Origin of the sequence: Hymenobacter citatus, assembly GCF_014333615.1 — a bacterium.
Taxonomy (GTDB): domain Bacteria; phylum Bacteroidota; class Bacteroidia; order Cytophagales; family Hymenobacteraceae; genus Hymenobacter; species Hymenobacter citatus.
Genome location: NZ_JACSCY010000007.1, coordinates 136,362 through 157,380, shown reverse-complemented (window position 1 = coordinate 157,380; position 21,019 = coordinate 136,362). Strand labels below are relative to the sequence as shown.

Annotated in this window: 17 protein-coding genes; 8 read left to right on the top strand and 9 right to left on the bottom strand. The window is 58.5% G+C overall.

The features are described from left to right. The first annotated feature begins 24 nt into the window (after positions 1-24). The 3 genes from H8B15_RS11250 (at position 25) to H8B15_RS11240 (ending at position 4,863) form a co-directional block, all read left to right on the top strand. The gene (locus tag H8B15_RS11250) at positions 25-825 is read left to right on the top strand and encodes a DeoR/GlpR family DNA-binding transcription regulator (RefSeq protein ID WP_216859137.1); all 801 of its coding nucleotides are present in this window, start codon (positions 25-27) and stop codon (positions 823-825) included. 133 nt (positions 826-958) lie between these two features. Next, on the top strand, positions 959-2,335 hold the full coding sequence (locus H8B15_RS11245) for a sugar porter family MFS transporter (protein ID WP_187319784.1): 1,377 nt from the start codon (positions 959-961) through the stop codon (positions 2,333-2,335). Positions 2,336-2,487: 152 nt separating this feature from the next. Beyond that, positions 2,488-4,863 carry a GH92 family glycosyl hydrolase gene (locus tag H8B15_RS11240; RefSeq protein WP_187319783.1) on the top strand — a complete coding sequence of 792 codons (2,376 nt, stop codon included), beginning with the start codon at positions 2,488-2,490 and terminating at the stop codon, positions 4,861-4,863. A gap of 73 nt (positions 4,864-4,936) precedes the next feature. Here H8B15_RS11240 and H8B15_RS11235 read toward each other — a convergent pair whose 3' ends face one another. From H8B15_RS11235 to H8B15_RS11225, 3 genes are all read right to left on the bottom strand, one after another. Continuing rightward, entirely contained in the window at positions 4,937-5,527 is a 591-nt protein-coding gene (locus H8B15_RS11235; protein ID WP_187319782.1) for a riboflavin synthase, read from the bottom strand. A 98-nt stretch (positions 5,528-5,625) separates the two neighbouring features. Beyond that, on the bottom strand, positions 5,626-5,976 hold the full coding sequence (locus tag H8B15_RS11230) for a four helix bundle protein (RefSeq protein ID WP_187319781.1): 351 nt from the start codon (positions 5,974-5,976) through the stop codon (positions 5,626-5,628). Between the two features lie 78 nt (positions 5,977-6,054). Beyond that, a complete protein-coding gene (locus H8B15_RS11225; RefSeq protein ID WP_246455400.1) occupies positions 6,055-7,473 on the bottom strand; it encodes a sugar transferase in 1,419 nt (472 codons plus the stop codon). A gap of 157 nt (positions 7,474-7,630) precedes the next feature. Here H8B15_RS11225 and H8B15_RS11220 point away from each other — a divergent pair, with 157 nt between their 5' ends. After that, entirely contained in the window at positions 7,631-8,284 is a 654-nt protein-coding gene (locus H8B15_RS11220; RefSeq protein WP_187319835.1) for a protein-L-isoaspartate(D-aspartate) O-methyltransferase, read from the top strand. A 167-nt stretch (positions 8,285-8,451) separates the two neighbouring features. On the opposite strand, the gene H8B15_RS11215 is transcribed toward H8B15_RS11220, so the two are convergent. Next, positions 8,452-9,660 carry a serpin family protein gene (locus tag H8B15_RS11215; protein WP_246455415.1) on the bottom strand — a complete coding sequence of 403 codons (1,209 nt, stop codon included), beginning with the start codon at positions 9,658-9,660 and terminating at the stop codon, positions 8,452-8,454. A 208-nt stretch (positions 9,661-9,868) separates the two neighbouring features. Here H8B15_RS11215 and H8B15_RS11210 point away from each other — a divergent pair, with 208 nt between their 5' ends. After that, on the top strand, positions 9,869-10,384 hold the full coding sequence (locus tag H8B15_RS11210; RefSeq protein ID WP_187319779.1) for an acyl-CoA thioesterase: 516 nt from the start codon (positions 9,869-9,871) through the stop codon (positions 10,382-10,384). A gap of 3 nt (positions 10,385-10,387) precedes the next feature. Continuing rightward, positions 10,388-11,155 (top strand): hypothetical protein, encoded by a 768-nt coding sequence (locus H8B15_RS11205; protein ID WP_187319778.1) that lies wholly within the window; start codon positions 10,388-10,390, stop codon positions 11,153-11,155. 268 nt (positions 11,156-11,423) lie between these two features. Here the strand turns inward: H8B15_RS11205 and H8B15_RS11200 are convergent, their stop codons facing one another. The 5 genes from H8B15_RS11200 to alaS form a co-directional block, all read right to left on the bottom strand. Next, positions 11,424-12,557: a TlpA disulfide reductase family protein gene (locus H8B15_RS11200; RefSeq protein WP_187319777.1), complete on the bottom strand. Its 1,134-nt coding sequence runs from the start codon at positions 12,555-12,557 to the stop codon at positions 11,424-11,426. 174 nt (positions 12,558-12,731) lie between these two features. Beyond that, entirely contained in the window at positions 12,732-13,742 is a 1,011-nt protein-coding gene (locus tag H8B15_RS11195) for a TlpA disulfide reductase family protein (protein WP_187319776.1), read from the bottom strand. A 185-nt stretch (positions 13,743-13,927) separates the two neighbouring features. Beyond that, positions 13,928-15,385 carry an Asp-tRNA(Asn)/Glu-tRNA(Gln) amidotransferase subunit GatB gene (gatB, locus tag H8B15_RS11190; RefSeq protein WP_187319775.1) on the bottom strand — a complete coding sequence of 486 codons (1,458 nt, stop codon included), beginning with the start codon at positions 15,383-15,385 and terminating at the stop codon, positions 13,928-13,930. Positions 15,386-15,473: 88 nt separating this feature from the next. Beyond that, positions 15,474-16,268 carry an energy transducer TonB gene (locus tag H8B15_RS11185; protein WP_187319774.1) on the bottom strand — a complete coding sequence of 265 codons (795 nt, stop codon included), beginning with the start codon at positions 16,266-16,268 and terminating at the stop codon, positions 15,474-15,476. Positions 16,269-16,361: 93 nt separating this feature from the next. Continuing rightward, a complete protein-coding gene (alaS, locus tag H8B15_RS11180) occupies positions 16,362-19,055 on the bottom strand; it encodes an alanine--tRNA ligase (RefSeq protein WP_187319773.1) in 2,694 nt (897 codons plus the stop codon). Between the two features lie 321 nt (positions 19,056-19,376). Here alaS and H8B15_RS11175 point away from each other — a divergent pair, with 321 nt between their 5' ends. Both H8B15_RS11175 and H8B15_RS11170 read left to right on the top strand, forming a co-directional pair. Then, positions 19,377-20,453 (top strand): glycoside hydrolase family 53 protein, encoded by a 1,077-nt coding sequence (locus H8B15_RS11175; protein WP_187319772.1) that lies wholly within the window; start codon positions 19,377-19,379, stop codon positions 20,451-20,453. A 77-nt stretch (positions 20,454-20,530) separates the two neighbouring features. Next, positions 20,531-20,899: a MerR family transcriptional regulator gene (locus H8B15_RS11170; RefSeq protein WP_187319771.1), complete on the top strand. Its 369-nt coding sequence runs from the start codon at positions 20,531-20,533 to the stop codon at positions 20,897-20,899. Positions 20,900-21,019 lie beyond the last annotated feature (120 nt).

The window sequence follows — 21,019 nt, the reverse complement described above, 5'->3', positions numbered from 1 at the left end:
TTTTCACCACTTCACCATTTCATCGTGTCTGATTTACTGACCTCCGATAACGCCGCCACCACCCGCGCCCAAACTATTGTTGAAAAGCTTCTGCACACCGGCACCGTAGCCGTGGAGGAGCTGGCCGCCGAGTTTGGTGTATCCGTGGCTACCATCCGTCGCGACCTGACAGAGCTGGAGCAGCAGGGGTGGCTGCGCCGCACCCACGGTGGCGCAGTGCCCCGGGAGCCCCTGCTCTACGAGCCGTTTCGTTATAACTCAAGCTTTCACGAGCAAATAGACCGCAACCTCTCCGAAAAGCGCCGCATTGGACTGGCCGCCGCGGGCCTTATCCAGACTGGCGAAATGATTTCCCTTACGGCCGGCACCACCACCACGCAGGTAACGCGCAGCCTACGGCCGGGGTCCAACGTGACGGTCATTACCAATACTGTGAATGTGGCCATGGAGCTCAGCCACCGCGACGACGTGCGCGTGTTCGTGACGGGCGGTTTCCTGACGGGCAGCTGGTTTTCGGTGGTAGGGCCAGCCACGGTGCAGGCACTCAGCCAATTCTTTGTGGATAAGCTCTTTATCGGCGTCAATGGCATCGATGCCCAGAAGGGACTGACTTCTCTGCACCCCGAAGAAGCCGCCGTAATTCAGGTGATGGTGCGCCAGGCCAAACGCTGCATTGTAGTGGCCGACCACACCAAGCTCGGCACGGTAGCCACGTCGCTGATCTGCCCGGCTACCGATGTGCACCAAATCATCACCGATACCGGCGCGACGGAGGCCCAAGTAGCTCCTTTCCGTGCCCTGGGCATCGACGTGATGCTGGTATGAGGCACCTCGTCTCTATAAATGACCTGAATTGTGTGACACCCGCCTAGAAAAACAGGTGGCCTTTACGAATACTTCTCCTTATCGGCAAAGCGCCGCTTCCTTCTGATTCTTACCCTAACCTACCCACCTTCTGATGCTTACACCCGCTGCCCCAGGCCCTACCCCTCGTCACGCTGCTGATGGTCCAACTGGTAGTGCCGGCTACGTGTACCTGATTGCCACCGTAGCGGCATTGGGTGGCCTGCTGTTTGGTTTCGATACGGCCATCATTAACGGTGCGCTGGTCTTTTTGAAGAAGGACTTTGGCTTGACCGACGCGCAAACCGAGCTGGCGGCCAGCGCCATCCTGTTTGGGGCAGTGGCTGGTGCTGCCGTAGCCGGCTGGCTCACCGACCGCTACGGCCGTCGTCGTTTGCTGTTTGGGGCCGCCATGCTGTTCACGCTTTCGGCGCTGGCGGCGGCGGTGCCGCGCACGCTCACCGAGTTTGTGGTGGCACGGCTGGCGGGCGGCCTCGCCATTGGGGTAGCCTCCTTGCTCGTGCCGCTCTACATAGCCGAAATTGCCCCGGCCCGCATTCGCGGCAAGCTGGTGACGCTGAATCAGTTGGCCATTGTGACGGGTATTCTGCTGGCCTACGTGGCCAGCTACTACCTGGCCGATTTAGGGTTGGCGTCGTGGCGCTGGATGTTCGCGTCGGCGGCGGCGCCTTCGTTGCTGTTTATGCTCACGCTGCTGCTGGTGCCCGAGAGCCCGCGCTGGTTGCTGGGTAGGGGCCGCGAGGCCGAAGCCCTGGGTACGCTCACCCGCCTCAACGGCCCGGCTGCCGCGGCAGCCGAAGCCGAGGAAATTCAGGCGGCCCTGGTGGCCGAGCGCGGCGAAGATGCCAATCTGTATCAGCCGCGCTTGCGCCAGCCGCTACGGATTGCGGTGGTGCTGGCCGTGTTGCAGCAAATCACGGGCATCAACACTATTCTCTACTACGGCTCCATCATTTTCACCGAGTACAACGGGCAAAGCGCCTCGTCGGCCATTGGGGCTAATGCCCTTATCGGGGGCATCAACTTCGCGGGCACTGTGGTGGCCCTGTTCGTGATTGACCGGGTAGGGCGCAAGCCGCTGCTACTTTTTGCCTCGGGGGGCATGGCGCTGGCGCTGGGCGCACTGGTGGTAGCCTTGCAGCTGCACGCACCGGGCACGCTGCTGCTAGGGCTGATTATGCTCTACGTGGCCTGTTTTGCCGTGGGTCTGGGACCGGGCGTGTGGGTGGTCATCACCGAGATTTTCCCGAACGCCGTGCGCGGCCGGGCCGCCTCGCTGGCCACGGTGGCCCTCTGGATAGCCTGCACGCTGATTTCCTACACGTTTCTGTCGCTGGTGAAAACTGCGGGCTTAGCCGGCGCCTTTGGGCTCTATGCGGTGCTGTCGGCCTTCACCTTCTTCTTTGTGTGGCGGGCCGTCCCCGAAACCAAAGGCCGAAGCCTAGAAGAAATCGAGCGCAGCTGGCAGTAGCAAATAGACAGTCATGCTGAGCTTGTCGAAGCATCTCGCGTGCTGACTTCTAATTAGTATCTCACATCAGCACGCGAGATGCTTCGACAAGCGGACGCCAGATCAAGCAGGACATGCTTGATCAACTCTTAAAAATTAACACTACCCTGTATATGAAACTGTCTTTCCCTACCGGCGTTTTGCCCCTGGCTCTGCTGCTAACGCTCAGCGAAGCCGGCGCGCAGAACGTGCTCAAGTACGTGAACCCCAACATTGGCACGGCGCACAGCCGGTGGTTTTTCTACACCCCGGCGGCCGTGCCCTACGGCATGGCCAAGCTAGCGCCTTCCACCAACGGCCACTACGGCAATAAGTCGGGCTGGGAAGCCGTGGGCTACGACACCCGCCAAAACTCTATCGAAGGCTTCGTGCACTTCCACGAGTGGCAGGTAGGCGGCGTGAGCTTCATGCCCACCACCGGCAAGCTACAAGTGCAGCCCGGCGAGCTGGAAAAACCCGACAGCGGCTACCGTTCCCGCTTCGACCGCAAAAACCAGGTGGCCGAGCCGGGCTACTACAAGGTTCTGCTCGATGATTACAACATCACGGCCGAGCTGACCGCCACCAAGCGGGTAGGTTTCCACCGCTACACCTTCCCCAAAAACGACCAGGCCCACATCATCCTCGACATCGGCAACACGCAGGGCGAGAGCGGCGAGGTAACCAATGCCAACATCCGGATGGTAGACGCCACGCACGTGGAGGGCTTCGTGAAAACCTACCCCAAATACGTGAAAACCTACGACCCACAGGGCCAGGTAAACATGTATTTCTTTGGCGAAATCAGCAAAAAACCGGCAAGCGTAGAGGCCTTCACGGCCGCGGGCACGCAGGGAAAGAAGAATGAAGCCACCGGCAAAGGTGCGGGCCTGGTGCTGAACTACCAGACCGCCGCGCAGGAAAAAGTTGAGTTGAAGGTAGGGATGTCCTACACCTCTATTGCCAATGCGAAAGCCAACCTGCAAGCGGAAGCACGCACGCTGACGTTCGATCAGGCCCGCACCGCCGCCCAGGCCACGTGGCAGCGCGAGCTGGGCAAACTGGCCGTAGAAGGACCCAACGAACAGGACAAGACCAAGTTCTACACTGGCCTCTTTCACGCCCTGCTGGGGCGCGGCATTGCCAGCGACGTGAACGGCGACTACCCCAAGCACGCCGGCCAGACGGGCAAGCTGGTAACCACCGGCCGCGGCCCCAAGCCCGAGTTCATCAACACGGACGCCATTTGGGGTGGCTACTGGAACCTCACGCAACTCTGGGCACTGTCCTACCCCGAGTGGTACGGCAGCTTCGTGAACACCCAGCTGCAAGTGTACCGCGACCGGGGCTGGTTTAGCGACGGCATGGCCAACAGCCAGTACGTATCGGGGGTAGGCACCAACTTTGTGGGGCTAGCCATTGCCGCCGCCTACCAAACCGGCATCCGCAACTACGATGTGAACCTGGCCTACCAGGCCGTGCGCGCCAACGAACTGAACTGGCGCAACCGCCCCTTCGGCTCGGGCAAAATGGACGTAAAAGCTTTCACGCAGTACGGCTATGTGCCCTTTAAGGAGGAATACAAAGAGTACAAAGGCGAGTGGTATAAAACCGATTCTACGGGCGCTTATTTCGCCAACTCGCACACGCTGGAGTACAGCTACAGCGCCTTTGCAGCGGCCCAAATGGCGAAGTCTTTGGGTAAAAAGGACGATTACGAACGCCTGATTACGCTTTCCAATGGCTGGAAGAAAATTCTGAACCCGCAGAACAAGCTGATGCAGCCCAAGCTAGCCGACGGCTCGTTTGTGAGCAATTTCAAGCCCTACGAGCCGTGGCGCGGCTTCCAGGAGGGCAACGCCATGCAGTACACCTTCTACGTGCCCCAAAACCCCGCCGGCCTGATTGACGCCATGGGCCGCGAGAAGTTCAACAACCGCCTCGACAGCATCTTCACGGCCTCGGCCAAAACGGACTTTGGGGGCGGCAAGGAAATAGACGCGTTTGCCGGCGTGAATGCCATCTACAACCACGGCAACCAGCCCTGCCTACACATCAGCTGGCTGTTCAACTTCTCGGGCAAGCCCTGGCTCACCCAGAAGTGGACCCGCCAGATCTGCGACGATTTCTACGGCACCGAGCCCATCCACGGCTACGGCTACGGGCAAGACGAGGACCAGGGCCAGTTGGGCTCGTGGTACGTTATCACGGCCCTGGGCTTGTTCGATGTGAAGGGCTTCACCGATGCCCGCCCCATCGTGCAGCTGGGTAGCCCCCTCTTCAGCAAGGCCACCATTCAACTGGGCAATCAGAAAAAGCTGATCATCGAGGCCAAGAACACTTCCAAGGAAAACGTGTACGTGCAGTCGGCCACCATGAACGGCAAGCCGCTCAACAACTGCTGGCTCTACCGCGACGAACTGATGCAGGGTGGCACGCTGGTGTTCACGATGGGAAGCCAGCCTAACACAACCTGGGGCACCAAAACTCCGCCGCCGTCGGCGCAGTAAGGGTTTTACTACCCTCGCATTCGTTGTACAACCAACCGACGCCTACCCTCCGCAGAGGGTAGGCGTCGTGTTTTTATCGCCCCAGCAACTTCGCCACGTACTTGCCCACAATATCAAATTCCAGATTCACCCGGTCGCCGGGGCGCAGGTCCTGGAAGGTGGTATGCTCGTAGGTGTAGGGAATGATGGCCACCGAAAAGCCGTCGTCGGTCGAGTCGAAGCACGTGAGGCTGGTGCCGTTGATGCAGATGGAGCCCTTTTCGACCGTCACGCGGCCGGGTCCGGGCGCGTGACGGAAGCGGTAGCGCCAAGAGCCGTTCTGGTCCTCCACCGACTCGCACTCGGCCGTGAGGTCCACGTGGCCCTGCACGATATGGCCGTCGAAGCGGCCGTTGGCGGAGAGGCAGCGCTCCAGGTTCACGCGGCGGCCAGGCTGCCAGTTGGCCAGGTTGGTTTTTTGCAGCGTCTCGTCGATGGCCGTTACGGTGTGCGTGCCGGCCGCGGCATCCACGGCCACCACCGTCAGGCACACGCCGTCGTGGGCCACGCTCTGGTCGATTTGCAACTCGCCGGCGAAGGGCGATTCAACCGTAAAGTGAATGTTGGAGGCGTCGCGCCGTACGGCGGCGATAGTGCCCAGGGCTTCTATGATTCCGGTAAACACGTTGGTTGATGTGCTGATTGATGATGTGTTGATATGCTAATGGCTGATATGCTGATTATTGATGTGCTACTTGTTGGCAACACATATCCTTTTGTATTTTAAACAGCGCGGGAAGAAGAAATGATTTTTGAGAGAACCTTGCGAATACTCAACAGCTTTGCTCTCAGTTCGTTTGTATCGCCGTAGCCAACGGAATGATGACAGAGCAACAACCAATACTCTGTTTCTTCGGCTTCCTTCGCAGCTACCTTGCACTTATGGGTGAAATCGGCTCGACTCTCCGCGCTCTGCGCTTCCCGCACATTTGCTCCAATGGCAGTGCCACTCTTCAACAGTTGATTCGCTATAACAAACCGCCGTTTATCTTCCAATTGCTGAGTGAATTGAATGATGCACAGCGCAAAATCAAATGTCAGCTGCACAATCAGATTATCCCGTTCCGGCATCATTTATCATCGAAAAATATACATCATCAATCTGTAAAAAATCATTTCAACCAATAAATCAACACATTAAAAATCAGCACATCATTTTCCTCTCCCTTCCATAATAATCTTGAGCGTGTAAAGGAGCACCCGCAGGTCCATAGCCAGGCTCATGTTTTCGATGTAGAGAATGTCGAATTTGAGACGTTCTACCATCTGCGGAACAGTTTCGGCGTAGCCATACTTCACTTGGCCCAGGGAGGTTAGGCCGGGGCGCACGCGGTGCAAGTGGCGGTAGTGGGGCGCTATTTTGGCAATTTGCTCGATGTAGTACCGCCGCTCGGGGCGAGGACCTACTACGCTCATGTCGCCTTTTAGCACGTTCCAGAACTGGGGCAGCTCATCAAGGCGCACCTTGCGCATAAAGCGTCCCCAGCGCGTAATGCGCGGGTCGTAGTCGGAGCTAAGGGCGGGGCCCATTTTCTCGGCGTCTACCACCATTGAGCGGAATTTGTAGATCCGAAATGGTTCTCCGTGACGCCCAATACGCTCCTGCGCGTAGAACACGGGCCCTGTAGAAGTCAGCTTCACCATCAAGGCCGTGAACAGGTAGATAGGCCAAGCCAGCAACAGAAAGATGATGGCCAAGCCTACGTCGCCACTACGCTTGAGCACAGCCTGCCATACGGGTAGCAAATCCTGCTTGATCTCGATAAGCGGCGTTCCGAACAGGTGATTCACCTTCACCGAGCCTAGCAGCATCTGGTAGAGGTCGGGTAGTACACTGATGCGCACAGGCACGCCTTGCAGAAGCGTTAGAATATCCTGAATAAGGCGGTGCTCGGAGGGCTCAATGGCAATAACCACCTGTTCAATCTTCTGCTCCGCGATGATGCTGACCAGTTCCTGGTAGGAGCCCACGTTTGGCAGCTCGGCGGCCAGGCGCGCATCGGGCTGCTCGCCTACCTGCGCAAACCCTACCAGCCGCAGTCCCAGGTGCTGGCCCGTCCGGCGCAAATCGTGGAAGGTTTCATGAGCCAGTGCCTGCGCCCCTACCAGCAGGGTATTAAAGGAGATAACACCACTGCGCACCAACCGCTGCACACTCGATACGGCCCAAGTGCGCACTACCGCCGTGAGCACAAAATGCAGCAGAAAGTAGACCGTAATGGTTTTGTAGTACAGTCGGTAGTCATTCACGCCTTCATCATCGAGCAGCCGGGTGAAAAAGATAACAACGGCGCCCGCTACCGACACGCGCCCCAGCCGGATAACCTCCGTGAGGCGGGACTTGCGAAAAATGTCGCGGTACTCGCCGATGAGCGTGTAAAGTATCGTCCAGAATGTAGCAATCAGCACGGCCGCGCCCAGCATAAAGAACCACATGCTGGTGGTAAGGTGAAAGCCCGCATCGGCTTCCTTCAGTAAGTATTTGCGTAGCAGGAAGAAGCAGATCCAGGCCAGCAGCGCCGCGCCGAAGTCGGCGGCCACCAGTTTGAGCTTCTGCAAGGTTCGGAGCAAGGGAAAGAAAGGAAAAGGTGAGGCGGAAAAGCGGTTTTTCGGGGCCGAAACCGTAGTTTCGCAGCCCGTGCCGCCAGCCTGGCCCTGCGGGCTGGCCGGGCACAAAGGTAGGGCATACACTGGAACCCGCTACACCGCCCGGCCTCTTCCTTCCGCTATGGACCCCGACAGCTACCGGCACCGTGGCCAGCGCCGCGCCCTCGCGGCCGAGCTGCGCCACAAAGGCATTCACGACGAGCAAGTGCTTACGGCCCTGCTGGCCGTACCGCGCCATCAGTTTTTCGATCCTGCATTTCAGGCTCACGCCTACCAGGACAAGGCCTTTCCTATCGGCGAAGGCCAGACCATCTCGCAGCCCTACACCGTGGCCTACCAGACGCAGCTGCTGCGCGTGCGCCCCACCGACCGGGTGCTGGAAATTGGAACGGGCTCGGGCTACCAGTGCTGCGTGCTGCTCCAGCTCACCAGCCACGTATTCAGCATCGAGTACAACCAGGTGCTATTTGAGCGTACGCGCCGCCGCCTGGCCGCCATGCACCAGCCGGCACACCTGTTCTGCGGCGACGGCTCGCTGGGCCTACCCGCCCACGCCCCTTTCGATAAGATTCTCGTGACGGCCGGTTCGCCTACCATCCCGCGCCCCCTACTCCGCCAGCTGCGGGTAGGCGGCGCGTTGGTCATCCCGGTAGGCGATGCGCAAACCCAGCGCATGCTGCGCATCGTGCGCGAAAGCGAAGAGGAATTTGTGCGCGAGGAATTCGAAACGTTCCGCTTCGTGCCGCTGCTGGGTAGGGCCGGCTGGGAGGGGTAGATGGTGAAATGGTGAGTGGTGAAATGGTGAGTTTTGCTGTTCTGTCATCCTGAGCGCAGCGAAGGACCTTGTCACGTGTGAACGATACTCGTTATTACAACTTGTTCTGACGTGAGAAGATCCTTCGCTGCGCTCAGGATGACAGAACAGCAAAACTCACCATTTCACTATTTCACCAACTGTCCAATAAAAAGAATGGCGTTGGAGGATTTTTCCCGAATCAGAAACAGGAAGGGGCGGTTCAGCCAGATTTCGGGCGGGGGGCCAATGCTTGTAGTAACCATGCCTACTGCCGTGGCGGCAGCAGCTTCGGTGCCTTCTTCATCTACCTCTACAAAGGTTTTGTGCAGCACTTTATCAATAGCTAAATCGCTGCGCCCTTCTAGCATCTTGCTAAAGTTGGCTCCTCTGCCAAACGCTTCGCCCATACCAAGCTGTATCAGCACTTGTTTAAGGTCAGCTTCGTACTCCAGCTTGAACTTGGGTAGGCGCAGCGGCATACTCATGGTATCGGCGCGGGACAGGCACGCGGCGAGCTTGGCGCTGCTGAGCGTGGCGGTGAGGGCAGCCAGCGTGCGTGTGCCACTGGGTTGCAGCAGGGTCAGGCTGTACTGGCGGTTGCCGTAGGGCAGGTCGATGAGTTGCATATCGGCGTCGGCAGCGTACAGGTAGCGCCCTTTGGTCAGCGCCATAAAATCACGGGAGGTAGTGCTGCCGTCTTCTAGGTAGAAAGGCGCTTTTTGCGTTTGCTTCTTATCGAAGGTGTAGGTCCAAGTGCCTTTGAAGTAAAGCGCATTCACCAGGTATAGGGCATCATCGCTCGTAGTCTGCTTGATCAGGTCTTTAATCCTACCATTGGTTTTGCTTTCTACCCACTTGTTAATCGTGTTCTTGGTGCTGCTCTCGGCAAAGTTTACGCCCTGCACCTTGGCGTCGAAATACGTTTGGTTGAGCTGTACGAAGGGCGCTTGCAGCTTGTACTGCTGCGCATACCAGAGCGAGTTGGCGGCAGCGAAGTTCACCTTCTTGTCTACCCCTTGCAGCAGCGCAAACAGGCTTTTGTACGACTGGCTGATTTCTTCGTTGGTGGCAGTCGGCGCGTAGCCCAACGTTTTGCGCATGGCCTCTTTGGTCGTCCCATCGGCGCCGTTGTAGGTCATGGTGAGGGCCGCAGAGATACTCAGGGGCGAGATAAATAGGTTGTTGGCAGCCTCGGCCTTCCGCAACGCGGCAAAGCTGCGAAAAGCAAAATCGTTGGCACTCCCAACGGTTTGCGACTCCTGCGCCGTGAGGGGCCGTACGTTGGGTGTATTGTCGGGCGACACGTCGCTATCGGTTTGGCACGCAGCCAGCAGCGCGGCGCTGCATAGTACCATCAATCTGCTTTTTGTAAACAATGCGTTCATAAAACCTGCTCAATGAAAAGTATACGACTCCCAACTCTGCTTATCTGGAAGAGGCAGGTAAGCTAATTAAAGGTTGCAAGGCACGCGTTGCTTAAGTAAACAATTCAGATAAGGCCCGAACATACCCGGCGCGACTACCTATCTTTGCGGCTCTTTTCGCCTACTCTCGCCTACCCCCATGCGCAAGCAAAAACCCGTTAAAGAATCCTTTGTGAGCATGACCGAGCTGGTGCTGCCCAATGATACCAACACGCTCAACAACCTGATGGGTGGCCGCATGATGCACCTGATGGACATTGCCGCCGCCGTGTCGGCACAGCGCCACAGCAACCGCATTGTGGTGACGGCTTCTGTCGATAACGTGTCGTTTCGGGAAGGCATCCGGCTGGGCAGCGTGGTGACGCTGGAGGCGCAAGTGACGCGCGCGTTCAGCTCCTCAATGGAAGTGCATATTGATGTGTGGGCCGAGGACATTCCCAGCGGCACCAAGGTGAAATCCAACGAGGCCTTCTTCACCTTCGTGGCCGTGGATCAGTCGGGCCGCCCCATCGACGTGCCCGATGCCCTCCCCGAAACGCCCGAAGAAGTACGTCTTTTTGATGGTGCCCTCCAGCGGCGGCAGCTACGCCTGGTGCTGGCTGGCCGCATGCAACCTGCCGACGCCACCGAGCTAAAGGCCCTATTCGACCTCTAAACCATGAACCACGACGCGGCTCTGGCTTTCTATCAGCAATTTTACGCCGACCTCACACTCTACGTGGTGCCCGAGGTAGGGGAAGCTGTGGCCGCGCCTACCGCTCAGCCGCCAGCGCCTACCCCAGCGCCGGCTGCGCCCACGCTGCCTACCCCGCTAGCTGCCGCACCAGCACCACATCCCGCCACGCCGGCGGTTGCGGTGCCGCCAACGCCGCCCGCGAGTCGCCCAGCTGCTTCGGTTCCGCCTGTCACACCACCAGTCAGTCGCCCGCCGGCTACAGTGCCCAGTAGTGCACCAATCCCACCGCCTCCTGTTACCAGAATTACCCCCCCGGCTCCTCCCGCCCCACCCCAGCGCACCGCCCCACCCCTCACCGAAACACCGTTTTCTACCCTGGGCAGCAATGCCCGCGGCATTGTGATTCTGGTACGCCTGGATGCGGTGAAGTTTCAGCGCCTGCCCCGACACGTGTTCCTGAACAACGTGCTGAAAGCCATCGGGCAGATTGTGGAAGACACGGTGCTCATCAACGTGGAGTCGCACTTGCCGGTGGCGCTGAGCACGCTGCGTACCAAGCTGGAGGCTAAGCAGATTATCGGCTTCGGCAAAAACCTGCTCGACGTGGCCGTACACAAAACCCAGCTCTACGAGCCCGTTATCCTGGCCGGCGACGCTGCCTACCTACCCGCCGCCGAGCTAGACGTGATTGAGGAAGACCAGGGTCGCAAAAAGCTGCTCTGGAACGCCATGAAACGCATGTTCCTGTAGGGGCGCGTTGCACGCGCCCGTCGTTGCGGATAGTTGCGGTATAGAACGTATTAAGACCGTCATGTTGAGCTTGTCGAAGCATCTCGCGTGCTGACGAAAGTTACTATCTACCATCAGCACGCGTGATGCTTCAACTCCGCTCAGCATGACGGTCCATTTCAGAATTTTTGACTTTATAAACAGCTTCAAAATAAAAAACGCCCGCTGAACGAATTCAGCGGGCGTTTTTTATGCAACGTCAGCAACGAAGGGCGCGTGCAACGCGCCCCTACTTCAGCACCTGGGCCAGCTTGGCTTCCAGGGCTGGGCCGCGTAGGTTTTTGCCGATGATACGGCCCTGCGGATCAAGCAGATACGACTGCGGAATGGCTTCAATCTTATAGGTCTGGGCCGCCGCGCTCTGCCAGTATTGCAGGTCCGATACGTGCGTCCAGGTCAGGTTGTCTTTGGCAATGGCATTCACCCACTTATCGCGGCTTTGGTCCAGCGACACGCTGTAGACGGTAAACCCTTTGTCCTTGTATTTTTGGTAGGCGCGCACCACGTTGGGGTTTTCCTGGCGGCAGGGGCCGCACCACGAGGCCCAGAAATCCAGCAGCACGTACTTGCCACGCAGGCTGCTCAGGGGTACCACGTTGCCCTCGGGGGTAGGCAGCTTGATGTCGGGCGCTACGGCGCCGGTGGCAGTGGCGCGGGATGCGTCCACCTTGGCGGTCAGCGCCTTAGCGTAGCGCGACTCAGGGTGGGCGGCTTTCAGGGCCGTAGCCACGGTATCGGCCAGGCCGAAGTTATCGTCCGGATTCAACACAGCCGTCAGCACGAAGCCCGATACCACCGAGCCTGGGTGCTGGCGCACCAAGCGGCGCACGCCCCCCTGCCCACGCTCCTGTATCTGCTGCGCCTCCTGCTGAATGGCGGCCACCGAGTCGGCCAAGCCGGCCTGCCGGGCCTGCACGTAACGCTGCTCCAAGCGGTCCATGCTGGTCTTGTTCATCTGCAACGCATTGCTCACCTGTTGCAACAGCTCCGAGTCAGGCGAGCCCTGCACGGTGTAGCTGTTGTTAAGCTTGGTAGCGTCGCCGCGCAGCGTGAGCTTGGTTTGGTTGTCGAGGGCTACCAGGGCCTGGTTGGTGTCGTCTACCTTCACCTGATAAATGCTAGGCGCCGGGGTAGTACCCGTAAAGGTGAAGCGACCTTTTTCGTCAATAGTAGCTGTATCACGCGAAACGAGTTGATTATCTTCCAATTCAGCCAGATACACCTTGGCACCGGCCTGGGCGTTGGTTAGCTCGCCGTTGATTTGATAACCAGTGCTATTTCCAGCGCTAGAGGTAGGCGAAGTAGCTTTATTACAGGCGTTTGCCATACCAAGCAGGGCACCAAACAGCAACAGACTTTTCATGGGAGGATGGTTCATTCGAGGAAAGCGGGGTCAAAACGCCAAGGCGTTTAAATAAAATTGACGGAAAAGACAGCGTTTGCGGCCGCAAGTTGCGGATTTTGGACAGAATCCACGGCTTTAGGCGCGTCCTTCGTTGCTACAACCCAAATCAGCCGCGCAGGTTCCCGAATTGGATCAATCCAGCGGAATATAGCTGGCAATGCGCGAGCCCAAGGTATGCCCATGCAGATTGCGGGCCAGTACCCTACCCTCCTGGTCGAGCAGCAGATTGAAGGGTAGCGTCGTCACGCCAAACGCTTGCGCCGCCGCACTCTGCTCGCCCTCAGCAGCCCGAACCTGTACGCCAGGCAAGCTGTCGGCTGCCAGCGCCCGGCGCCACTTCGCGGCGTTTTCGTCCAGCGACACCCCATAGTACGCCAACCCGCGCCCGCGAAACAGCCGATGGATTTTGCGTAGCTCCGGACTGTGGTGCTCCTGGCGACAAGGGCCGCACCACGAGGCCCAGAAATCCAGCAGCACGTATTGGCCGCGCAGGCTACTCAGCCTCACCGTGTTGCCATCGACGGTGGGTAGGGCTATGTCTGGCACCTGTGTGCCGGGCGCCGTGAGGCGGTAGGCGCGCTGCCACTGGTAGAGCCCCAGGGCGGCCCGGCTGGAGTCGCCGGCCACCTGGAAACGCGTGGTCATGGAGTCCACAAAATCGTCGGGCGCACCGGCAGCGCTCAGGTCCCACACTGCATTGGGGGCGAGGTAGGACGTGGCGTAGCGCCGCACAATGCGCGGTTTTTCAGCGAGTTCGGCCTGGGCCAGGGTATGTAGCAAGTCTACTTCCGGCGAACCTTGCCAGTGCGCACTGGCGGCATCGGCGGTCAAGGTCAGATGAGCGTGATTATCGAGGGGCACGGGGAAAATGCGCGCATCGGCTCCGGGTGCCCGCAGTACCAACCGATAAAGGCCCGGCGCGGGCACTTGCCCCCGCAGCGTGAAATAACCGTTGGCGTCGATGGCTGCAGAATCCAGCCGTATCGTACGGCCTACCTGCTGCTCCAGCACCACCTGGCTCTGCGGGGCCGCGGGTCGAATACTACCCTGTATTTTGTAGCCTGTGGCCGATGCTGTGTGCGGCGCTTGACTCGCCGGTTGGCAACTTAGTAATAGGAAGGGCAATAACTGCAGAGTACGCATTAGCTAAAGATCAAAAAAAAGCGTGTGTCATCCTGAGCTTGCGAAGGACCTTCTCACGTTAGAACGATAAGCGTACTTAACGACTCGTTCTGCGGGCATAAGGTCCTTCGCAAGCTCAGGATGACAGACGCTTTTTCAACGATTACCTTACGCGTCCGGCAACGACGGGCGCGTGCAACGCGCCCCTACGCGTCCAGCGCCTTGCGCAGGAGCTGGTTGGCCATTTTCGGGTCGGCTTTACCGCCGGTGAGCTTCATCAGCTCACCCATAAACATACCCGTCAGCGACTTTTTACCGGCTTTGTATTCGGCTACCTTGGCCGGGTTGGCAGCCAGCACCTGCTGCACCTGGGCTTCCAGCGCCCCGGCATCCGACTGTTGCAACAGGCCCAGCTGCTCGGCCGCGCCGGTTACGTTGGCCGTGGGATGCTCCAGCAGGTAGGGAAACAGCTGCTTGGACGCCACTGAATGGCCGATTTTGTTTTCGTCAATCAGCTCAATGATGCCGGCCAAGTGCTGCGCCGTGAGCGGAAACTCAGCCATGGGCAAAGCACGCTCGTTGAGGTAGGCCTTCACCGGACCCGTTACCCAGTTGGCAGCAGCTTTAGCATTGGGCGTCAGGCGGGTCAGTTCGTCGAAGAACAAAGCCACGTCCTTCTCTGCGGTCAGCACCGTGGCGTCGTAGTCCGACAGGCCCAGCTCGCCGGTGAAGCGGGCGTAGAGCTGCTGGGGCAGCGCCGGCAACCCGGCCTGAATGCGGTGCAGCCACTCGTCGTCAATTACCACCGGGGGTAGGTCAGGCTCGGGGAAGTAACGGTAGTCGTTCATCGTCTCCTTGGAGCGCTGGCCGTTGGTGGTGCCGCTGGCCGCGTCGAAACCGCGGGTTTCGCTGATGATTTCCTCGCCGGCTTCCAGCAGCGCAATCTGCCGCTCAATCTCGTAGTCGATGGCGCGCTGCACGTTGCGGAAGGAGTTCATGTTCTTCACTTCCACCTTCATTCCGAACTTATCGGCGCCCTTCAGCATCACCGACACGTTGGCGTCGCAGCGCAGGGAGCCTTCCTCCATGTTGCCGTCGCACACTTCCAGGTACTCCACCAGCTTCTTGATTTCGGCCAGGTAGGCGTAGGCTTCGTCGGCGGTGCGCAGGTCCGGCTCGCTCACAATCTCAATGAGCGGCACGCCGGCGCGGTTCAAATCTACCAGCGTTTCCACCTCGCCGGCCAAGTGCATCGACTTGCCCGCGTCTTCCTCCATGTGAATGCGCGTGATGCCGATACGCTTGGGCTCGGCACCCGCTACCCGAATATCCACGTGGCCGCCGGTGCAGATGGGGGTTTTATCCTGCGTAATCTGGTAACCCTTGGGTAGGTCGGGGTAGAAGTAGTTTTTGCGGGCAAATAAGTTGTCGCGCGTGATCTGGCAGTTGGTGGCCAGGCCCATTTTCATGGCGTACTCCACGGCCGTGTAGTTCACCTTGGGCAGCGTGCCGGGGTGGCCCAGCGTAATCGCGCTCAGGTTGTTGTTCGGCATGGCGCCGTACTCGTTTTCATCCGAGGAGTACATCTTGCTGTGCGTGAGCAGCTGCGCGTGTACTTCGAGGCCGATGACCGGCTGGTATTTGGCTTTGATGCTTTCGTCCATATCAAGGTGCAAGTTAAACATAGAAGCCGTAATAGGCCGACTATGCCAGTCATTAACTTCGCCCGCGTACTAACACGGCTTTCTCCGTTTATTCAGCAGAAATACGCTTTTTTATCTTCTTGTTTTGAATAGCAAATGTAACAGGCACCGTGAAGCTCACCGTAACCGGGTTGCCATCCTGATAACCTGGCTCCCATGCTGGCAAGCTAGCAATAACTCGTACCGCCTCATTATCGATGGACGGATGTACACCTTGTTTAATATGTACATTACGGACTACCCCTAGCGTGTCGACATAAAAGTTGATGAAGACTTTGCCCTGAACGTTCTTTTTTAATGCCTCCGCAGGGTAGCGCATATTCTTACCAATAAACTGAAGCATTCCATTAAAGCCCCCTAGAGGTGGTGAAGGCATCCTTTCAAATGCGTAGAATGCAACAGGTTTTCCAGCGGCATCAAAACATTCTCCGCCTAGGCTTTCCCCTTCTTTATATAATTCACGGCGCTTTAGTGTGCCGTTTGGGTGATAGGATACTAATTCTCCATCCCTCTTACCATGGCTCACGCGCGCTCGGCGGCGCAGTTGGCCGCTTTCGTACCACATCTCGCTCGTACCATGCACGGTATGCAGACGGATATTTTCATATTCACTACGCCATTTTAATTGGCCATTGGCGTAATAGCCTTGTACAACGCCTCGAATACTATCCTGATAAATTGACTCGCTCCATTCAACTGCGCCTTCAGCTGACGACAGCTTTTCACCGGCGGCATCAAAATATTCCTTGACTGTATGTGGCTCATTATTGATTTGAGCAGTGGCATTATAACCACCAATACTTCCCGCAGCTAGTAGAAAACAGAATACGTAAAACTTCTTCATTAAAGAATGATTGGGATAGTTGTGAATTGCAAACGCGGGTCTGAGCACTCCAATTAGATAAGTGCTCAGACCCGCGTTTGCAATTCACAACTATTACGCCAGCGCTTGGCTTACCAACTCCTCAGCCTTGCCGATAGCCGCCGGCAGACCAGCCACGTTCTTACCACCGGCCGTAGCGAAGAACGGTTGGCCACCGCCGCCGCCCTGGATTTCCTTGGCTAGCGCGCCAATCAGGGTTTTGGCGTTGAGCTTGTCGGCTTTAGCGATTTCGTCGTCCAGAATCACGGCCAATTGGGGCTTGCCATCGATGTCGGCGCCGAGGACGGCTACGAGGTTAGGCACTACCTGGCGCAAGTCGTAGGCCAGCTTCTTGAGAGCGTCGGCGGAGCGGGCGGGCACCTGGGCGGCAATGAGCTGCACGCCACCTACCGTTTTGGCTTGTGAAACGAGTTGGTCTTTTAGTTGGCTGAGCTGCTGGTTTTCGGCCTGCTCCAGTTGCTTGCGCAGGGCGACGTTCTCTTCGCCTACCTTTTGCAGGCTGGGCAGCAGGTGCTGGGGGTTGCCCAGCAGCTCGCGCACCTGGCGCAGCAAATCCAGCTGCTGGTCCACGTAGGCCTCGGCCGCGTCGGCCGTTACGGCCTCAATGCGGCGCACACCGGCGCCTACCGCCGACTCGCTGGTGATTTTGAAGAAGCCGATTTCACCGGTGGCACGCACGTGAATGCCGCCGCACAGCTCCACGGAATACTCCTTATCGAAGGTAATCACGCGCACGAAGTCGCCGTACTTCTCTCCAAACAACGCCATAGCACCCAGCGTTTTGGCCTCGTCAATCGGCACGTTACGGCGCTCATCCAACGGGATTTGCTGACGGATACGCTCGTTCACGATCTGCTCGATTTCGCGCAGCTGCTCGTCGGTTACCTTGGTGAAGTGGGAGAAGTCGAAGCGCAGGAGCTTGTCGTTCACCAGGGAGCCTTTCTGCTGCACGTGCTCGCCCAGCACGCGGCGCAGGGCGGCTTGCAGCAAGTGCGTGGCTGTGTGGTTCTTGCGAATCAGGGCGCGGCGGCTCTGGTCGATGCGAGCCGTGAACTCGCCCTCCAGATCGTCGGCGAGGGGTAGCTCCAGCACGGTGTGCACGATGAGGTCGTTTTCCTTGCGGGTGTCAATCACGCGCACCCGCGACAGGCCGCCTTCCAGGTAGCCCGTGTCGCCTACCTGTCCGCCCGACTCGGCGTAGAACGGCGTTTGGTCGAGCACCACGTGGTACTCGGTTTTGCTCTTCTGCGTCACTTTGCGGTAGCGCAGCAAGCGGGCGGGGGCTTCCTCCACGTCGTAGCCCACAAACACGGGCAGCTCGCCGTTGTCGGAGTTCACCACTACCCAGTCGCTCTGCTCCGTTTCCTGGGCGTTGCGCGAGCGGTTTTTCTGGGCTTCCAGCTCTTTCTGGAATCCGGCCTCGTCTACCGTTAGGCCTTTCTCGCGGGCAATGAGGGCGGTGAGGTCGAGCGGGAAGCCGAAGGTGTCGGACAGCTCGAAAGCCGTTTTGCCGTCGATGGTGTTGCCTTGGTTTTTGAAGCCTTCTTCCAGCGCATCAATGCGGCGCAGGCCGTTTTCCAGCGTTTTCAGGAAGCTGATTTCCTCCTCCTCAATCACGCGCTGCACAAACTGCTGCTGGGCTTTCAGCTCGGGGAAAATACCGGCCATCTGATCGGCCAGCACGGGCACCAGCTTATACAGGAAGGGCTGCTTCTGATTGAGCGACGAAAACGCGTAGCGCACGGCGCGGCGCAGAATGCGGCGAATCACGTAGCCGGCCTTCACGTTGCTGGGCAGCTGGCCGTCGGCAATGGTGAAGCTGATGGCGCGAATATGGTCAGCAATAACGCGAATGGCGATGTCGGTTTTCTCGTTTTCCGTGGTGGGCTGGTCGTTCACGGTGGCCGGGGCGGTGCCGTGGTATTCTACGCCGGCTTCCTTGGCGATGAACTGAATCAGCGGCTGGAACACGTCGGTATCGTAGTTCGACTTCACGCCCGACACGGCCATCATCAGGCGCTCGAAGCCCATGCCGGTATCCACGTGCTGCGCGGGCAGCTTGATGAGCGACTTATCGGCCAGGCGCTGAAACTCCATGAACACGTTGTTCCAGATTTCAACCACCTGCGGGTGGTCGGCATTCACCAGCTCGCGGCCGGGCTTCTGGGCTACCTCTTCTTCGGAGCGCAGGTCGATGTGAATTTCGGTGCAGGGGCCGCAGGGGCCGGTGTCGCCCATCTCCCAGAAGTTGTCCTTCTTGTTGCCGGGCAGGATGCGGTCCTCGGTGGTGTACTGGCGCCACAGGTTTTGCGTCTCGGTGTCGGCGGCCAGCTTATCGCCCTCATCGCCCTGGAAATAGGTCACGTAGAGGCGGTCTTTGGGCAGCTTGTATACGTCAGTCAGCAGCTCCCAGGCCCAGGCAATGGCTTCGGTTTTGAAGTAGTCGCCAAACGACCAGTTACCTAGCATCTCGAACAGGGTGTGGTGGTAGGTGTCGTAGCCTACCTCCTCCAAATCGTTGTGTTTACCGCTCACGCGCAGGCACTTCTGGGTGTCGGCCACGCGCTTATAGGGGGCGGGCTTGTTGCCGAGGAAGTAGTCTTTGAACGGCGCCATGCCCGAGTTGACGAACAGCAGGGTAGGATCGTCTTTGAGCACCAGCGGGGCCGAGGGCACAATGTGGTGACCTTTGGAGGCGAAGAAGTCGAGGAACTGTTGGCGAACGTGTGAGGCCTTGGGGAGTGACATAGAGGGAGGAGTAGCACCAAGCGCCGGCTTGGCGAAGCAGGGGTTTCGTAGTAGGCCGCCGTAGCGGTTAGCAGGGTAGTATTTTATATAAATGCCAGATCCCGGCTTGGTGGTTCCGAAGGGCATTTCCGGCAAAGGTAGCCAGAACAGCGTAGAGACGCATACTTGCGTCTCGTCGTTGCTGATGGTGTTTATACCACTTTGTAGTTGTTCGATGCGTACCGTTCGACGCTGAGAGATACACACCATCAGCAACGACGAGACGCAAGTATGCGTCTCTACCGCGTTTCGTAACTTCGCTACCTACCTATTTCACCCCCTATGCGCCTTTGTGCTACCTATCCGGTTTCAAAACTCCAGCTGCTCAGCAGCGTCCTGTTACTTCTGCTGTTGGGCCTCTCCTACCCTTCCGTAGCCCAGACCACTAGCTTTTCGCCAGCAACCACCACTCACAAAAAGAAAAAGCCCGGCAAGATGCTGGGCGCTGATATTTCCTTCCTACCCCAGCTGAAAGCCCGCGGCATCACCTTCACCGACCAAGGCCAGCCGAAAGACGCCATTCAGATTCTCAAAGATCACGGCTTCAACTATATCCGGCTACGCCTGTTCCACAACCCGGCGGCCGACAGCGGCTACTCGCCCGGCAAGGGCTTCTGCGACCTGGCCCACACCCAGCAGATGGCCAAGCGCATCAAGGCGGCGGGGCTGAAGTTCCTGCTCGATTTTCACTACAGCGACACCTGGGCCGACCCGCAGAAGCAGTTTAAGCCCGCCGCCTGGCAAGGCCTGCACGGCGCCCTGCTAGAGCAAGCCGTGCACGACTACACCCGCGACGTGCTGCTGGCCCTGCAAGCCCAAGGCACCGCGCCCGACATGGTGCAGGTAGGCAACGAAATCAACCACGGCATGATCTGGCCAGACGGCGACATTCACAGCGCCGACAGCGTGGCCCGCCTCGACAACCTGGCCGGCCTGCTACGCGCCGGCGTGGCGGCCGTGCGCGAAACCACACCCAAGGCCCTAGTCATGATGCACATTGCCCTGGGCGGGCAGAACGAGCAGTCGGTGTACTGGCTGGACAATATGATCCGGCGCGGCGTTACGTTCGACGTCATCGGGCAGTCGTACTACCCGCAGTGGCACCGCACCATCCCCGATCTGCGCGCCAACCTGACAGATCTGGCCCGGCGCTACCCGCAGGACGTTGTAGTGGTGGAGTACTCCGCCCGCAAGCGCGAAGTGAACGAGGTGGCCTTCAACCTACCCCACAAAAAAGGCCTGGGCACTTTCATTTGGGAGCCGCTGAACACCTGGGAGCAGATCTTCGATAAAGAAGGGAAAGCCAATGAGCTGCTGCCGGTGTATGATGAAATCAGCAAAAAGTATAAAGTAAAATAGAACCCGTTTCAACTCCGTTGTGTGGTCTTTAGCTTTGGGTCACCCCGCAACGGACGCCCGCCAGGTGCCCCTACCCCATGCCGTACAAAGAGCGCGAGATCAAGAAAGAGTACTACACCATTGGCGAGGTGGCCCGCATGTTCGACGTGGCGCCCTCGCTGATTCGGTTCTGGGAAACGGAGTTTGAGGACCTCAGCCCGCGCAAAAACCGCAAGGGCAACCGCCTCTACACGCCCCAGGACATTGAAACGTTCCGCACCATCTACCACCTGGTGAAGGAGCGCGGCTACACCATTCCCGGTGCCCGCGACCTGATGCGCCAGCGCGGCCCCCAGCTCAAGGAGCGCATGGAAGTGGCCCACTCCCTGGAAAAAGTGCGCGGGTTTCTAGTGGAGATGAAAAAGCAGCTGGACGCGCTGGGGAAGCAGTCGGGTACCCCATCCTAGTAGAAAAAGCCTATCATTTCTAAAACTGAATTTTAGGGATTAACTCCCCTCTTTCAAGGAGGGGTTGGGGGTGGTCCAATCGTTGCACGATACTATAGCACTATATCTTATTCCTAACTC

Excerpts from the sequence above, each read along its gene's own strand:
- H8B15_RS11200 (WP_187319777.1), bottom strand. The coding sequence starts at position 12,557 with ATGAAAAGTCTGTTGCTGTTTGGTGCCCTGCTTGGTATGGCAAACGCC.
- H8B15_RS11210 (WP_187319779.1), top strand. The coding sequence starts at position 9,869 with ATGCGCAAGCAAAAACCCGTTAAAGAATCCTTTGTGAGCATGACCGAG.
- H8B15_RS11245 (WP_187319784.1), top strand. The coding sequence starts at position 959 with ATGCTTACACCCGCTGCCCCAGGCCCTACCCCTCGTCACGCTGCTGAT.
- H8B15_RS11215 (WP_246455415.1), bottom strand. The coding sequence starts at position 9,660 with ATGGTACTATGCAGCGCCGCGCTGCTGGCTGCGTGCCAAACCGATAGC.
- alaS (WP_187319773.1), bottom strand. The coding sequence starts at position 19,055 with ATGTCACTCCCCAAGGCCTCACACGTTCGCCAACAGTTCCTCGACTTC.
- H8B15_RS11195 (WP_187319776.1), bottom strand. The coding sequence starts at position 13,742 with ATGCGTACTCTGCAGTTATTGCCCTTCCTATTACTAAGTTGCCAACCG.
- H8B15_RS11175 (WP_187319772.1), top strand. The coding sequence starts at position 19,377 with ATGCGCCTTTGTGCTACCTATCCGGTTTCAAAACTCCAGCTGCTCAGC.
- H8B15_RS11230 (WP_187319781.1), bottom strand. The coding sequence starts at position 5,976 with ATGATGCCGGAACGGGATAATCTGATTGTGCAGCTGACATTTGATTTT.
- H8B15_RS11170 (WP_187319771.1), top strand. The coding sequence starts at position 20,531 with ATGCCGTACAAAGAGCGCGAGATCAAGAAAGAGTACTACACCATTGGC.
- H8B15_RS11240 (WP_187319783.1), top strand. The coding sequence starts at position 2,488 with ATGAAACTGTCTTTCCCTACCGGCGTTTTGCCCCTGGCTCTGCTGCTA.
- H8B15_RS11205 (WP_187319778.1), top strand. The coding sequence starts at position 10,388 with ATGAACCACGACGCGGCTCTGGCTTTCTATCAGCAATTTTACGCCGAC.
- gatB (WP_187319775.1), bottom strand. The coding sequence starts at position 15,385 with ATGGACGAAAGCATCAAAGCCAAATACCAGCCGGTCATCGGCCTCGAA.
- H8B15_RS11220 (WP_187319835.1), top strand. The coding sequence starts at position 7,631 with ATGGACCCCGACAGCTACCGGCACCGTGGCCAGCGCCGCGCCCTCGCG.
- H8B15_RS11185 (WP_187319774.1), bottom strand. The coding sequence starts at position 16,268 with ATGAAGAAGTTTTACGTATTCTGTTTTCTACTAGCTGCGGGAAGTATT.